The following is a 15,384-nucleotide window of genomic DNA, read 5'->3' as shown; positions in this document are numbered from 1 at the left end:
GACGTCCGCCGTCAGCCCTCGCCGTGCTGCGGCTCGTCGGTGCGGGCGGTGACGAGGTCGCGCGTCTCGGCGTACATCCGCTGGATGTACTGCTCGAGCTCGGCCGTCTCGACCCGCCACTGGCCGCGGCCGCCGACCTTGATCGCCGGCAGGTCACCGCTGCGGACCAGGGCGTAGGCCTGCGCCGCCGAGATGTCGAGGATCTCGGACACCTCGGTGAGGGGGATGAAGCGGCGGGCCACGACGTCAGTGTGCCATCCACAGGTCCGCCCGCCGTGGGGGTTGTCCACAGGCCCCGCCGCTCCGGAGGCGAGTCGGCGCGACCTCCACGAGAATCTCCGCCATGACCGACCTGCCCACGCCGACGGCGTCCCGGCTGCGGCGCCCGTCGTGGCGGGACTCGCGGCTCGTCGTCGGTGTGCTCCTCGTGCTCGTGTCCACCGTCCTGGGTGCGCTCGTCGTCGCCCGCGCCGACGACCGGGTTCCGGTGTGGGCCGCCCGCGGCCAGGTCGCGCCCGGGCAGCAGCTCACCGAGTCCGACCTCGTGCGCGTCGACGTCCTCCTCGGCGACGGCGCCGCGTCGTACCTGGCCGCGGACTCCCCGCTTCCCGAGCGGACGTTCGCCCTGCGCGACCTGCGGCCCGGCGAGCTCGTCCCGGCCTCGGCGGTGGGCGGACCCGACCGGGTCGACGTCCAGCAGGTCGCCCTCCTCGTCGACACGACGTCGGCCTCCACGCTGGCCCGGGGCTCGGTCGTCGACGTCTACGTCAACCGGCCGACGGCGGGGACGACCGTCGGGACGCCCACCTATGCCGGTCCCGAGCGTGCGCTGGAGGGCGTCGCCGTCGCCCGGGTGGCCGGGGAGGACGCCGTGCTCGGCGGAGCCACCGACACCCGCGCCGTCCACGTCATGGTCCCGCGCGCCGACGTCCAGGGCCTCGTCGCCGACGTCGACGCCGGAGCCCGGATCACCCTCGTCCCGGTCCCCGGAGGCGTCACGGCGGCCGCCTCGTGACGAGCGTCGTCACCGCGGTCACCCACCGCGACGAGGCCCAGTTCGTCCGGGTCCTCGAGGACGCCGCCGACGTCACGCTCGTCCGGCGCTGCGCCGACCTCGCCGAGCTCCTGTCGGTCGGGGCCGCCGGGCTCGCTCGCGTGGCCGTCGTGTCGCCCGACCTGCGCGGCCTCGACCGCGACGCCGTCCGTCACCTCGCGGGCCACGGCGTCCGCGTCGCCGGACTCGTGCGTGCCGGCGACGACGAGGGCGAGCGGCGGCTGCGTCAGCTCGGCGTCGCGACCCTGCTCCATCCCGATGACACCGCCCCCGAGGTCGGAACGGCGCTCGCGACCCTCGCCGGGTCGACGACGACCGGTCACGTCGGAACCGGGCTCGACCTCCTCGGTGACGGCGGTCGGTCGGACTCCGCTGCGGTGCAGGAGGATCCAAGGCGCGCCGACGACGTCCTCCCCGGCACGGTCACCGTCGTGTGGGGACCCGCGGGAGCCCCCGGACGCACCACCGTCGCCACCACGCTCGCCGCGGTGCTCGCGGCCGCTGGGGTGCGCAGCCTCCTCGTCGACCTCGACACGTGGGGGGCCTCCGTCGCCCAGGTGCTCGGCCTCGTCGACGAGGCACCCGGCGTCGCCGCGGCCGCCCGGGCGAGCGAGCAGGGCCTCCTCGACGTCCCCGCCCTCGCGCGGCTCGCGCCGGAGGTGCTGCCCGGCATGCGCGTCCTCACCGGCCTGCCCCGGGCCGACCGGTGGCCCGAGCTGCGCAGCGCCGCCGTCGAGGACGTCCTGCGTCTCGCGCGCCGGGTCGCTGAGCACGTCGTCGTCGACGTGGGCTTCGCCATCGAGGACGACGAGGAGCTCAGCTACGACACCGTCGCCCCGCGGCGCAACGCCTCCACCCTCGCGGCGCTCGAGGCCGCCGACCGGCTCGTCGTCGTGGGCTCGGCCGACCCGGTCGGCCTCCAGCGGCTCGTCCGGGCGGTGCAGGAGCTGGCCGTCGTGGCGTCACCCTCGCCGACGGTCGTCGTCAACAAGCTGCGCTCCTCGGTCGCCGGTCCGCGGCCCGAGCGCGCCGTCCGCGAGGTCCTCGACCGGTTCGCCGGGATGGAGCGGGTCCGGTTCCTGCCGTGGGCGGTCGACGAGTGCGACGCCGCCCTGCTCGCCGGTCGCACGCTCACCGAGTCGGCTCCCCACTCGTCCCTCGTCGCGGCCGTCACCGACCTCGCGGGCGAGCTCGACCCCGGGATGGCGCCGCCGGGCACCCGCACCGGGCGCCGCGAGCGACGACACCGGCAGCGGTCGGGGAGACCGGAGTCACCGTCCGCCGACACGGTCCTGCCCGAGCAGGGGCGCGCGGTCTGACACGATGGGCCCGTGGCAGACCGGCTGAGCTCGCTCGACACGTCCTTCCTCCACCTCGAGGACGCGACGACGCCGATGCACGTCGGGTCGGTCATGGTCTTCGACGCCCCGAGCGAGGGGTTCGACTACGAGAGCCTCGTCGCCCTCATCAGCGAGCGCATCGCGCACGTGCCGCGGTACCGCCAGCGGATCAAGACGGTCCCCGGCGGCCTCGCGAACCCGGTGTGGGTCGACGACCGGACCTTCGACATCAGCTACCACGTGCGACGCAGCGCACTCCCGCGTCCGGGCTCCGACGAGCAGCTCGAGGAGCTCGTCGCGCGCATCCAGCCCCGGCCGCTCGACCGCAGCCGACCGCTGTGGGAGGTCTACCTCGTCGAGGGCCTCGCCGAGGACCGCTTCGCGATCATCACCAAGACCCACCACAGCCTCGTCGACGGCATCAGCGCCGTCGACATCGGCAACGTGCTCGTCGACGGCAACCCGGCGGGCAACGACGGCATCGTCACGACGTGGCGGGCCCGCCCCGAGCCGAGCGCGGTCGAGCTCGTCGTGGGCGCCGTCACCGACGCCGTCCGCACCCCCAGCCAGGTCGTCGACACCGTCCAGAACGGCGTCGCCGACGTCAAGAAGACGCTCGGCAAGGTCGCGTCGGTCGCGGGTGACGTCCTCTCGACCGTGGCCCGCGTCTCCGCCCGCCCCGCGCCGACATCCCCGCTCAACGCGTCGATCGGCCGGGCCCGCCGCTACGTCATGGTCGGCACCGACCTCGAGGACTACCGCACCGTGCGGGCCCGGCTCGGCCAGGGCTCGTTCGCCGACGAGGTGTCGGTCAACGACGTCATCCTCGCCACCGTCGCAGGCGCCTTCCGGTCGTGGCTGCTGACGCGGGGGGAGTCGGTCTATCCCGGCACCTCGATCCGCGCGATGGTCCCGGTCTCGGTGCACGACGTCGGTGGCGACGCGCCCACCGGAGCCCAGATGACCGCGTGCTTCGTCGACCTTCCGGTGGGGGAGTCCAAGCCCTCGATGCGCCTGCACCAGATCGCCTTCGCCATGCGCCAGCAGATGGAGGGCGGGGCGCGCCGCGCGGTCGCCGCCGACACCCTCGCCGGGCTCGGCGGGTTCGCGCCGCCGACGATGCACGCCCTCGGCGCGCGGCTCGGCGGGATGGTCTCGCGGCGCCTCTACAACGTCGTCATCACCAACGTCCCCGGCCCGCAGACCCCGCTCTACGCCGCGGGCGCCCGGATGGTCTCGACGTACCCGGTGACGCCGCTCGGCCGCGACCAGGCCCTGTCGATCGGGCTCACCTCCTACGACGGCGGTGTCTACTACGGGCTCTACGCCGACCGCGACGCGATGCCCGACGCCGACGTCCTCGGCCGCGGGGTCGTCGACGCGCTCCAGGAGCTCCTCGACGCGCCCCGCGTCGGGGTGCGGTGAGGACGCCGTGCCACTGACCCGGGTCTACCTCGTCCTGACCACCGACGACCTCGACGCCCTTGCCGGCGGCGGCGCCGTGGGCCCCGCACCCCGACCGGCGCATGCCGTGACCTCGGCGCTGGGTCGCCCGGGCCTGACCACCGACGAGGAGGAGCTCGAGCACGCCGCCTGGCTCGCCGCGGCCGACGAGGCCGTCGGCGCGACGGCCGGCGGCCGCACGCGTCGCGTCATCGGGTCGGCCGACGTCGACGCCGCCACGGTCGTGCACCCCACGAGTCCCGACGTCCCGTCGCGGGTGGAGATCTCGGCTCCGCTGGAGCGCCGACGGTTCGTGTCCTTCCACGTCGACGAGGAGCCGGGGGCCACCGACGTCGCCGACCTCCTCTGGTACGACGTCACCGAGCTCGACGACGTGCGCGCGCTCGCGTCCGGCTCCTGACCCGACGCACCACCCTCGTCAGCAACCCTTCAACCCGCTGGATCGATCGATCCAGCGGGTTGAGCAGTCTCGGACGCACCCCCCTTGGGTGTCGGATGGTGCGGCTCCGGCCGGCGGTGACCCGACGGAGGACGGCATCGGTCCGGCGCAGACCCGACGGAGGACGGCATCGGTGGGGCGGTGACCCGACGGAGGACGGCATCGGTCGGGCGGCAGGCCGGGTGGGCGGGTTTGCGTGGCGGCGACCTCCGGCGGGAGAGTGAGGGCGACCCCGACGTCGTGACCCGAACGAGGAGCCCCACCGCATGGACGCTGTGACCCACGTCCCCAGCCCGACCAACGAGACCGTCCTCGACTACGCGCCCGGCAGCCCCGAGCGCGCCGCCCTCGAGGTGGCCCTCGTCGAGCTCGGCTCCACGAAGCACGACCTGCCGCACACCATCGGCGGGCAGCGGGTCGCCGGCAAGGGCGCGCGTATCGACGTCCGCCAGCCGCACGCGCACCGCAAGGTCCTCGGCACGACCCGCAACGCGACGAAGGCCGACGCCACGGCCGCGGTCGACGCCGCCGTCGCCGCCGCCCCCGCGTGGCGCGACCTGGCCTTCGACGACCGCGCCGCGATCCTCCTCAAGGCCGCCGACCTGCTCGCCGGCCCGTGGCGCGCCCGGATCAACGCCGCGACGATGCTCGGCCAGAGCAAGACCGCCTACCAGGCCGAGATCGACGCCGCCTGCGAGCTCATCGACTTCTGGCGCTTCAACGTCCACTTCGCCCGGCAGATCATCGAGGAGCAGCCCCCGGCCAACTCCCGCGGGCTGTGGAACCGCAGCGACTACCGTTCGCTCGAGGGCTTCGTCTACGCGGTCACCCCCTTCAACTTCACCGCCATCGCGGGCAACCTCCCCACGGCCCCGGCGCTCATGGGCAACACGGTCGTCTGGAAGCCCTCGCCCACCCAGCAGCTCGCGGCCCAGCTGACGATGGAGCTGCTCGAGGAGGCCGGGATGCCCCCGGGCGTCATCAACCTCGTCGCCGGCGACGGCATCGCGGTCAGCGACGTCGTGCTCCACCACCCCGACTTCGCCGGGCTCCACTTCACCGGCTCCACTCCGACGTTCCAGCACCTGTGGCGCCAGATCGGCGACAACCTCACGACCTACCGCCACTACCCGCGCATCGTCGGCGAGACCGGCGGCAAGGACTTCGTCCTCGCCCACCCGAGCGCCGACCCCGACGTCCTGCGGACCGCGCTCATCCGCGGCGCCTTCGAGTTCCAGGGCCAGAAGTGCTCGGCCGCGTCGCGCGCGTACGTCCCCCGCTCGGTGTGGAAGGTCATCAAGAAGGACCTGGTCGAGATCACCAACGGCCTCTCGGTCGGCGACGTCACCGACCTGTCGCACTTCATGGGCGCCGTCATCGACGACAGGGCGTTCGCCAAGCACCGGAAGGCCATCGACCGGGCCCACGCGACGAGCCACCTCGACGTCGTCGCCGGCGGCACCTACGACGACTCCGTCGGGTACTTCGTGCGGCCCACCGTCGTCGAGAGCAGCGACCCCACCGACGAGATGTTCTCCACCGAGTACTTCGGCCCGATCCTGGCGGTGCACGTCTACCCCGACCGCCAGTACGACAAGGTGCTCGACCAGATGGAGTCGGTCGCGCCCTACGCGCTGACCGGTGCCGTCATCGCGCAGGACCGCGCCGTCATCGCCGACGCCATGCACCGCCTGCGCTACGCGGCGGGGAACTTCTACGTCAACGACAAGCCCACGGGAGCCGTCGTCGGGCAGCAGCCGTTCGGTGGTGGCCGGGCCTCGGGCACCAACGACAAGGCCGGCTCGGCGGCGAACCTCCTGCGCTGGGCGTCGGTGCGCTCCATCAAGGAGAACTTCGTGCCGCCGACCGCGCACGGCTACCCGCACATGGGCTGAGCCCCAGCCGCGTCGACCGTCAGCGGGCGAGCCACTCCCGCAGCAGCTCGATCTCGACGGCGATGGCCGTGTTGATCGGGTCGGCGGCCGCCTTCTCGAGCCGGCCGCCGATGAGGGGGACGTTCGCCTTGAGGTCGGCGTCGATGACCTCGGCGGTGCCCTTGCCGCTCGGCACGAGCCTCAGGGAACCCTTGATGGTCAGCGGCGCGCCCTTGACGTGGATGTCGACGACGGCCTCGCGCGAGCCGTCGCTGCCGGGCGTGGCCCAGTCGATGACCTCGACGATCGTCAGGTGCTCGCCGACGAACGACCGGGCGACGTCGGGCAGCCCGTCGGACGGCAGCTGGCGCTCGGTGCGCACCCGCCCGCCGGCGCGGCCCCCTGCGACGTCGACGGTGTAGGTGCCCCCGTCGGTGGTCGCGTCGCACTTGGCCTCCTGGAAGGCCTGGTCGGTGAGCAGCGCGTGGACCTCGTCGACGGTCCCGGCCAGCTCCTCACGAGTCTGCAGTCGCACGCCCGTGTCCTCTCCCTCGTCGTCGGTCCGGTGATCCTCTCACCCGAGCCGCAGCGCGTGGGAGACCTCGGCGAGCGTTGCCGATGACGCCCGCAGCAGCCCGAGGACGAAGTCACGCCGCCGGGCGTGCTGGGCCGCGACGAGGTCGAGGTCGGATTGGAGGGCGGCGCGCGCTGCCTCCTGCTCGTCGCGGCGGCCGGCGTCGGCGGTGCCGCTGACACCCCAGGCGAGCTCGACCCGGCCGTCGCGGACCTCGAGCCCCGCGACCGTGGCGCGCTCCCGAACCCCCCGCTCTCGGGCCACGAGGTCGGCGAGGTCGGTGGCCTGGTCCTGGAGGGCGCGGGCCACCCCCTCGAGCTCGTCGGCGAGGGACGCGGTCGCCCCCGCGAGCTCGGCCGCCGAGCGGCGCGTCGTGGCCGACGTGCGCCCCGTCCAGCCCTCGCCGAGCGCGGTGGTCGCGTGCTCCAGACCGCCCGCCTCGGTGCGCAGCCGCCCCGCGACCTCGGCGACCGTCCGGGCGCACGCCGAGAGCGAGGCCGGGTCGCCGGGGACGAGGGTCACGGCCCGACCTCCGAACGCGACGGGGAACGGTCGACGGCCCGTGGCCCCGCCCACCGCGCGACGACCGGCCCGAGGGCGTCGGCAGCGGCGCCCACCGCCCGCAGCGAGTCGGCCACCTGGTCGAGCCAGTCGTCGAGCACCCGCTGGGCCTGCGGCTCGCCGGTGACGACGAGCGAGGCGAGGACGTCGTCCTCCGACTCCTCGACGAGGACCCGCAGCGCGTCGAGCCGCGCGAGGACCTCCGCGGCGCGCGTCGGGTCGGGCTCGAGGGGCACGCGACCACCCTAGTGAGGACGCCGCAGCACCTCCTGCCGTCATCCACACCCCCTCCGACCGAGTCGGCGTAGGGTCGCTGCGTGGACACCGACGTGCGCGCCACCGTCGTCGACGGCGAGCCCTCGACCAGCGACGACGTCGCTGCTGCCGCCGTCGCGCTCACCGCCGACCTCGTGGCGATCGACTCGGTCAACCCGGGGCTGGTCCCCGGAGCCGCAGGGGAGGCCGCGATCGTCGAGCACCTCGAGGCCCGGCTGCGGCGCAGCGGTTTCGACACGCACGTCGTCGCCCCGCCGGACCGCGACGACCGCCCCAGCCTCGTCGCCCTCGGCCCGGTCGGCCCCGGTCCGTCCGGACCCACGGTCGTCCTCACCGGCCACGTCGACACCGTCGGCGTCGACGGCATGGCCGAGCCGTTCACCCCGGTCGTCGACGGCGACCGGATGACGGGCCGCGGCACGAGCGACATGAAGGCCGGGGTCGCGTCGATGGTCGTCGCCGCCGAGGCGCTGGCCGCCGCGGGCACCCCGGGCCGGGTCGTCCTCGCCCTCGTCGCCGACGAGGAGGACGCGAGCCTCGGGACCGAGGCGGTCCTCGCCGCGCTCCCGGGGCTCGGGGTGCGGCCCGACGTCGCCGTCATCGGCGAACCCACCTGGCTGGCGCCCACGGCGTCGTTGCGCGGGTACGCGCTCGTCGAGGTGCTCCTCGAGGGACGAGCAGCGCACTCCTCCCAGCCCGAGCTCGGCGTCAACGCCGTGACCCACCTCGGCCGGCTCCTCGCGGCGGTCGAGGCCCGCCACCACGACCTCCCGGACCCGCGCGGCTCTCTCATGGTCACCGTCGCGACCGGGGGCGACTCGCCCTTCGTCCTCGCCCGCACCGCCCGCGCCGTCGTCGAGCGCCGGACCGTCCCGGGGGAGTCGGCGACCGACGCGCTCGCCGAGGTCGAAGCCCTCCTCGACGACCTGCGGGCTGCCGACCCCACCGTCGCCGCCACCGCGACCCTCACGATGTCCCGTGAGGCCTGGCGGGCGAACGAGACCGGGCCGGCCGCCACCCTCACCGCCGACCTCGTCGCCGCGCTCGGCGACCTCGCCGGCGAGCCGCTGCACGCCCCGTACTGGATGGAGGCGCCAATCTGGCAGGACGCCGGGGTGCCGACGCTCGTGTGCGGTCCCGCCGGTGGCGGGCTGCACGCCGCCGACGAGTGGGTCGACCTCGGGCAGGTGCGCGCCTACGCGCGGGCCCTCGTCGCCGCCGTCAGCACGTGGTCGGCGCGCCATGCCGACTGACCCGCGACGGCTGCGCGGCGACGCGCCGCTCCTCGACGCCTGGCTGCGCTTCCAGGAGGAGGCGCCGACGCCCTTCACGATCCCCGGGCACAAGCAGCGGCGCGACCTCGTCGGCGACGTCATCGCCGGCGACGTGCCGCTCTACGCCGGCCTCGACACGATGAAGCTCTCCCGCGGGGTCGTCGACGAGGCCGAGGACCGCGCCGGACGGCTGTGGGGCGCCGACCTCTGCCGCTTCTCGGTCGGGGGCTCCACCCACGGCAACCAGGCGCTCGCCCTCGCGGTGGGCCGCCCGGGCGACACGGTCGTCGTGGCCCGCACGCTGCACCGCTCGATGCTCCTCGGTCTCGTGCTCGCCGGGCTGAACCCGGTGTGGGTGCGCCCCGAGGTCGACCCCGGGCACGGACTGCCCGTCGGCGTGACCGCGGCCGCGCTCGAGGCGGCACTCGCCTCGGCCCCGCACGCGAAGGCCGTCTTCATCGGCGACCCGTCGTACGTGGGGACCGTCGGCGACGTCGGGTCGCTGGCCGAGGTCGCCCACCGGTACGGCGCGCCGCTCGTCGTCGACGCCGCGTGGGGTGCGCACCTCGGCTTCCACCCCGCGCTGCCGCCGCACGCGCTCGCCGCCGGGGCCGACGCCCTCGTGACGAGCGCGCACAAGGCCCTGCCCGCGTGGTCGCAGGGGGCCATCGTCCTCGCCCGCAGCCGACGGATCAGCCGCTCGCGCCTCGACGCCGGCGTCGAGGCCACGGCCACGACGAGCCCGGCCGGCGCCATCCTCGCGAGCATCGACGCCGCGCGCGCCCTGCTCCAGCGCGACGGCCACGCCCTCCTCGACGAGGTCATCACCGCCGTCGCGTCCGCCCGCCGCCGACTCGAGCGGGTGGCGGGGCTCGTCGTCCTCGACGGGCCGACGGTCGACGCCACCCGCCTCGTCGTCGTGCTCCCCGGCACCGGCGCCGACGGCAACGACGTCGAGGCCGACCTCCTCGCCGCCGGGATGCCGGTCGAGATGGCCGACCGCGACACCGTCGTCGCGATGATCACCCTCGCCGACACCCGGCGCGGCATCGAGGACTTCGCCCTCGCGCTCGTCGAGGCCGTCGAGCGGCACCGGGGACCCGCGCGGCCCGTCGTCAGCGCGGGGGTGTGGTCGGTCGACCCCGTCGTCGTCACCTCCCCGCGCGAGGCGTTCTTCGCGCGGCGCGAGAGCGTGCCGGTGGAGCGGGCGGTCGGGCGCGTCTGCGCCGAGCTCGTCGCGCCCTACCCGCCGGGCATCCCCGTCCTCGCCCCCGGCGAGGAGGTGACGGTCGACGCCGTCGACGCGCTGCGGGCGGCGCGGGCCGCGGGCAGCCGGATCGCCTACGCCGCCGACCCCACCGTCCGCACCCTCGACGTCGTCGCCGAGTAGCCGGCTCGGTGCTGCGACGGCGTCTCACCCGCGAGACGGCGCGCCCGAGCCCGACCGGCGCGCCCCTTGCCGGGGTGGCTAGGCTCGGACGCGAGCACGACGAGGTGCTCCACCGCCCCCGGTGACTCGCGACGAAGGAGTGCCACCGCACCATGTCGAAGCCCCAGGCCACCAGCCGCGAGGACGTCCTCGCCACGATCGCGACAGCGTTCGAGGAGGCCGCGCCGGACGGTGGGGGAGACGACTTCATCGGGCGGTACTACCGCCACGTGCCACTCGACGAGCTGACGTCGCGGGCGCCCGAGGTCTACGCCGGGGCGGCCCGCAGCCACCTCGAGCTCGCCCGCGACCGCCTCCCCGGGGTCGCCAACGTCCGCGTCTACAACCCGACGACCGAGACCGACGGCTGGTCCAACGCCCGCACGATCATCCAGATCGTCACCGACGACATGCCCTTCCTCGTCGACTCCGTCACGGGGGCACTCGTCGGCGCCGGCATCGACATCCACCTCATCGTCCACCCGCAGCTCGTCGTCAGCCGTGACGCGGTCGGCCACCTCGAGAAGGTCGTCGCACGCGACGTCACCGGCCGGGGCACCAAGGCCGCCGTCGGCGAGCTCGCCGAGTCGTGGATGCTCCTGTCCGTCGACCGCGAGAGCGACGAGAGCCGCCGCGCCGGGCTCGAGGCCTCGGTGCGCCACGTCCTCGAGGACGTCCGCCAGGCCGTCGAGGACTGGCCGAAGATGCGCAGCAAGTGCCTCGTCCTCGCCGCCGAGATGGAGGGCGCCCCGCCCGCGGGCGTCGACGCCGACGAGGTCAGCCGCGCCACGACCTTCCTGCGCTGGATGGCCGAGGACCACTTCACCTTCCTCGGCTTCCGCGACTACGTCCTCGACCGGACCCCCGAGGGCGAGGTCCTCGCTCCGGTGACCGGCTCGGGCCTGGGCCTCCTGCGGTCCGACCCGCCCCAGGGCGAGAAGCCCGACGTCCTGTCGCCCGAGGCGTCGGCCAAGGCGCACGAGCCGAACATCCTCGTCCTCACCAAGGCGAACTCGCGCTCCACGGTGCACCGCGTCACCCACCTCGACTACGTCGGGGTCAAGCAGTACTCCGAGGCCGGCGACGTCGTGGGGGAGCGGCGCTTCCTCGGGCTGTACGCGTCGACCGCGTACACCGAGTCGGTCCTGCGGGTCCCGCTCGTCGCCGAGAAGGTGCGCGCCGTCATCGAGCGCTCGGGCGTCGCCCCCGACAGCCACACCGGCAAGGACCTCCTCGAGGTCCTCGAGAGCTACCCGCGCGACGAGCTGTTCCAGGCGAGCATCGAGAACCTCTACGAGACCTCGATGGCGGTCACCCAGCTCCAGGAGCGCCGCCGCACCAAGCTGTTCATCCGCGAGGACGACTTCGGCCGCTTCGTCTCCTGCCTCGTCTACATCCCGCGCGACCGCTACAACACCGCGGTCCGGATGCGGATGGCCGACATCCTCACCGAGACCTTCGGCGGCGAGTCCGTCGAGTTCGCCGCCCGGGTCAGCGAGTCGGCCCTGTCCCGACTGCAGTTCGTCGTCCGGGTGCCCCGCGGCAAGCGGGTCCGCACCCTCGACCGCGCCGAGCAGGAGCACCTCGAGCAGCGCCTCGTCGAGGTCAGCCGCACGTGGTCGGACCGCCTCGGCGACGCCCTGCGCGGCGAGCACGGAGAGGAGGACGGCGACCGGCTGATGGACCGGTTCGGCCGGGCCTTCCCCACCGGCTACGAGGAGACCTTCTCGGTCAACCAGGGCGTGGCCGACCTCGCGCACCTCGACCTCCTCGGGCCGGGCCGCGGCACGAGCGTGGCGCTGTACAAGGCCGCCGACGGCGCCGACGACACCCGGCGCTTCAAGCTGTTCCGCGTCGACCCGCTCTCGCTCACCGACATCCTGCCGATCTTCACCCACATGGGCGTCGAGGTCGTCGACGAGCAGCCGTACGAGGTCGACCGGGCCGACGGCACCACCCTGCACGTGTACGACTTCGGCCTGCGGGTGTCGACCTCCTCGATCTGGGAGGCCTGCTCGCACGACCGGCTGCGCGACCTGTTCGAGGGCGCCGTCGCCGCCGTGTGGGACGGGCGCGCCGAGTCCGACGGCTTCAACAAGCTCGTCCTCGCCGCGCAGCTCCAGTGGCGCCAGGTCGTCATCCTGCGCACCGTCGCGAAGTACCTGAGGCAGACCCGCGCCACCTACTCCCAGGACTACCTCGAGGACGCCCTCGTCTCGCACCCGGCCATCGCCCGCGACCTCGTCGCCCTGTGGGAGAGCCGTTTCGCCCCGGTGGACGCGGGTGGTGCCACGGACGACGACGCCCGGGCCGCGGCCGAGGAGGAGGTCGCCCAGCGCATCCTCGACGCCCTCGACGACGTCTCCTCGCTCGACCACGACCGGATCATCCGCGCCTTCGTCGGCGTCATCCGGGCCGGCCTGCGGACGAACTTCTACCAGGAGGGCACGGACGGCGCAGAGCACAAGCCGTACGTCTCCCTCAAGCTCAACCCCAAGGCGGTGCCGGACCTGCCGGCGCCGCGGCCGCAGTTCGAGATCTGGGTCTACAGCCCCCGGGTCGAGGGCGTGCACCTGCGCTTCGGGCCGGTCGCCCGCGGTGGGCTGCGCTGGTCCGACCGGCGCGAGGACTTCCGCACCGAGGTGCTCGGCCTCGTCAAGGCGCAGATGGTGAAGAACGCCGTCATCGTGCCGACGGGTTCGAAGGGCGGGTTCTACCCCAAGCAGCTGCCCGACATGGCGGTCGACCGCGAGGCGTGGCTCGAGGAGGGCAAGGCCTCGTACCGGATGTTCATCTCGGGCCTGCTCGACATCACCGACAACCGCGTCTCCGGCGAGATCGTCCCGCCGGAGCGGGTGGTCCGCCACGACGGTGACGACCCCTACCTCGTCGTCGCCGCCGACAAGGGCACCGCGACCTTCTCCGACATCGCCAACGGCGTCGCGCAGTCGTACGGCTTCTGGCTCGACGACGCCTTCGCCTCCGGTGGCTCGGCCGGCTACGACCACAAGGCGATGGGCATCACCGCCCGGGGCGCGTGGGAGTCGGTGAAGCGGCACTTCCGCGAGATGGGCGTCAACACGCAGGCGGAGGAGTTCACGGTCGTCGGCATCGGCGACATGAGCGGCGACGTCTTCGGCAACGGGATGCTCCTGTCCGAGCACATCCAGCTCGTCGCGGCCTTCGACCACCGCCACGTCTTCATCGACCCGAACCCCGTTGCGGCACAGTCGTTCACCGAGCGCCAGCGGCTCTTCGACCTACCGCGCTCGTCGTGGGACGACTACGACAAGTCGCTGATCTCCGAGGGCGGCGGCGTCTTCCCGCGCTCGTTGAAGTCGATCCCCGTCACGCCGCAGATGATCGAGGTCCTCGGGCTGCCGAAGAGCACGACGAAGATGACGCCCGCCGAGCTGATCCACGCGATCCTCCTCGCACCGGTCGACCTGCTGTGGAACGGCGGCATCGGCACCTACGTCAAGGCCTCCACCGAGGACCACCTGTCGGTGGGCGACCGCGCCAACGACGCGATCCGGGTCGACGGCAAGCAGCTGCGGGCCAAGGTCGTGGGCGAGGGCGGCAACCTCGGCCTCTCCCAGCTCGGCCGCATCGAGGCCGCGTTCTGCGGGGTGCGGGTCAACACCGACGCCATCGACAACTCCGCCGGCGTCGACACCTCCGACCACGAGGTCAACATCAAGATCCTCCTCGGGGAGGTCGTCCGCGCGGGCGGCCTGACGATCGAGGAGCGCAACGAGCTGCTCGCCTCGATGACCGACGACGTCGCCGACCACGTGCTGCGCGACAACTACGAGCAGAACGTCCTCCTCGGCAACGCCCGGGCGCAGGAGCACTCGATGGTCAGCGTCCACCAGCGGCTCATCCACTGGCTCGAGGGGCGCGACGACCTCGACCGGGCACTGGAGTTCCTCCCCAGCGACGCCGAGATCGAGAAGCGCTCGCACGACGGCCTCGGGCTGAAGTCGCCGGAGTTCTCGGTGCTCGTCGCGTACGCGAAGCTCGCGCTCAAGGAGGACATCCTCGCGAGCTCGATCCCCGACGACCCGTACTTCGAGCGGGCGCTGGCGCAGTACTTCCCGCCGGCGATCCAGGAGAGGTACTCCGACGAGCTGGCCCAGCACCCGCTACGCCGCGAGATCGTCACGAACTCCGTCGTCAACTCGATGGTCAACCGCGGCGGGATCACCTTCGCCTTCCGGGCGCAGGAGGAGGCCGGCGCCACCCCCGAGCAGGTGACCCGCGCGTTCGTCGTGTGCCGCGAGGTGTTCGGCCTCGCCGAGTACGTCCGCGAGGTCGAGGCGCTCGACAACGAGGTGCCGACCGCGGCGCAGACGATGCTCTACCTGGAGTTCCGCCGGCTCCTGGACCGTGCCGTGCGGTGGTTCCTCACCTCGCGGCCCTCGCGCCTGGACATCGGCGCCGAGGTCGAGCGGTTCAAGGGCGTCGTCCAGGAGCTCGGGCCCGCCGTGCCCGACCTGCTGCGCGGCGACGAGCGGAAGCGGCTCGAGAAGCGCACGGCCGAGCTCGTCAAGGCCGGGGTCGCCCCCGACCTCGCCGAGCGCGCCGCGATGCTCCTCGACTGGTTCTCGCTGCTCGACATCGTCGACATCGCCACCGACACCGGGCGGCCGCCCACGGAGGTCGCGCCGCTGTACTACGTCGTCTCCGAGCGGTTCGGCATCGACGCGATGCTGACCAAGGTCACCCGCCTGCCGCGCGACGACCGGTGGGACGCCCTGGCCCGCGGCGCCCTGCGCGACGACCTCTACGCCGTCCTCGAGTCCCTGACCCGCTCGGTCATCGAGGTGAGCGGCGACATCTCCGACCCCGGCGCCGCGTGGGAGGCCTGGGAGAAGGCGAACAAGGAGTCGATCCAGCGCAGCCGGACCGCGCTCTCGGCGATCCGGCGGCTCGACCACCCGAACATCGCGGCCCTCTCGGTCGCCCTGCGCACCCTGCGCTCGGTCATCCGGGTGGGCGCCTCCTCCTGACGCCCCTCCCACCGGCCGGCCACCGCTGTCCCGCCTGATGAGGGAACCTTCGGTGAGGCACCCCGAAGGTTCGGGTGCCTCACCGAA

12 protein-coding genes are annotated in these 15,384 nt (G+C 73.8%); 8 read left to right on the top strand and 4 right to left on the bottom strand.

Annotated features, from left to right (window positions below):
- Nucleotides 1-11: 11 nt before the first annotated feature.
- The gene (locus ACFWN3_RS04540) at nt 12-242 is read right to left on the bottom strand and encodes a helix-turn-helix domain-containing protein (protein WP_377643848.1); all 231 of its coding nucleotides are present in this window, start codon (nt 240-242) and stop codon (nt 12-14) included.
- Nucleotides 243-343: 101 nt separating this feature from the next.
- Here ACFWN3_RS04540 and ACFWN3_RS04535 point away from each other — a divergent pair, with 101 nt between their 5' ends.
- From ACFWN3_RS04535 to pruA, 5 genes are all read left to right on the top strand, one after another.
- A complete protein-coding gene (locus ACFWN3_RS04535) occupies nt 344-1,015 on the top strand; it encodes a hypothetical protein (protein ID WP_377643847.1) in 672 nt (223 codons plus the stop codon).
- On the top strand, nt 1,012-2,373 hold the full coding sequence (locus ACFWN3_RS04530) for a CpaE family protein (protein ID WP_377643845.1): 1,362 nt from the start codon (nt 1,012-1,014) through the stop codon (nt 2,371-2,373). The genes ACFWN3_RS04535 and ACFWN3_RS04530 overlap by 4 nt, the downstream gene beginning before the upstream one ends.
- Nucleotides 2,374-2,385: 12 nt before the next feature.
- Nucleotides 2,386-3,819, top strand: coding sequence for a wax ester/triacylglycerol synthase family O-acyltransferase (locus tag ACFWN3_RS04525; protein WP_377643843.1), 1,434 nt, complete (start codon nt 2,386-2,388; stop codon nt 3,817-3,819).
- Between the two features lie 7 nt (nt 3,820-3,826).
- Nucleotides 3,827-4,258, top strand: a complete 432-nt coding sequence (locus ACFWN3_RS04520; RefSeq protein WP_377643842.1) for a DUF6912 family protein — start codon at nt 3,827-3,829, stop codon at nt 4,256-4,258.
- Nucleotides 4,259-4,563: 305 nt separating this feature from the next.
- A complete protein-coding gene (gene pruA, locus ACFWN3_RS04515; RefSeq protein WP_377643841.1) occupies nt 4,564-6,192 on the top strand; it encodes an L-glutamate gamma-semialdehyde dehydrogenase in 1,629 nt (542 codons plus the stop codon).
- 19 nt (nt 6,193-6,211) lie between these two features.
- On the opposite strand, the gene ACFWN3_RS04510 is transcribed toward pruA, so the two are convergent.
- From ACFWN3_RS04510 to ACFWN3_RS04500, 3 genes are read right to left on the bottom strand one after another with little or no spacing between them, the layout of a single operon-like run.
- Nucleotides 6,212-6,706 carry a DUF2505 domain-containing protein gene (locus tag ACFWN3_RS04510; protein ID WP_377643840.1) on the bottom strand — a complete coding sequence of 165 codons (495 nt, stop codon included), beginning with the start codon at nt 6,704-6,706 and terminating at the stop codon, nt 6,212-6,214.
- 39 nt (nt 6,707-6,745) lie between these two features.
- Nucleotides 6,746-7,267 carry a WXG100 family type VII secretion target gene (locus ACFWN3_RS04505; RefSeq protein WP_377643838.1) on the bottom strand — a complete coding sequence of 174 codons (522 nt, stop codon included), beginning with the start codon at nt 7,265-7,267 and terminating at the stop codon, nt 6,746-6,748.
- Nucleotides 7,264-7,542, bottom strand: coding sequence for a hypothetical protein (locus ACFWN3_RS04500; RefSeq protein ID WP_377643837.1), 279 nt, complete (start codon nt 7,540-7,542; stop codon nt 7,264-7,266). Before ACFWN3_RS04500 ends, ACFWN3_RS04505 begins: the two co-directional genes overlap by 4 nt.
- An 81-nt stretch (nt 7,543-7,623) precedes the next feature.
- Between ACFWN3_RS04500 and ACFWN3_RS04495 the strand changes: the two genes are divergently transcribed.
- The 3 genes from ACFWN3_RS04495 (at nt 7,624) to ACFWN3_RS04485 (ending at nt 15,297) form a co-directional block, all read left to right on the top strand.
- Nucleotides 7,624-8,835 carry a M20/M25/M40 family metallo-hydrolase gene (locus tag ACFWN3_RS04495; RefSeq protein WP_377643835.1) on the top strand — a complete coding sequence of 404 codons (1,212 nt, stop codon included), beginning with the start codon at nt 7,624-7,626 and terminating at the stop codon, nt 8,833-8,835.
- Nucleotides 8,825-10,246 (top strand): aminotransferase class I/II-fold pyridoxal phosphate-dependent enzyme, encoded by a 1,422-nt coding sequence (locus tag ACFWN3_RS04490; RefSeq protein ID WP_377643833.1) that lies wholly within the window; start codon nt 8,825-8,827, stop codon nt 10,244-10,246. The genes ACFWN3_RS04495 and ACFWN3_RS04490 overlap by 11 nt, the downstream gene beginning before the upstream one ends.
- Nucleotides 10,247-10,398: 152 nt before the next feature.
- Nucleotides 10,399-15,297: an NAD-glutamate dehydrogenase gene (locus ACFWN3_RS04485; protein WP_377643831.1), complete on the top strand. Its 4,899-nt coding sequence runs from the start codon at nt 10,399-10,401 to the stop codon at nt 15,295-15,297.
- Nucleotides 15,298-15,384: the final 87 nt, after the last annotated feature.

Origin of the sequence: Oryzobacter terrae (assembly GCF_042756445.1) — a bacterium.
GTDB lineage: Bacteria > Actinomycetota > Actinomycetes > Actinomycetales > Dermatophilaceae > Oryzobacter > Oryzobacter terrae.
Note: the sequence above shows the minus strand (reverse complement) of the source record. Positions and strands in the feature narration are given on the sequence as shown.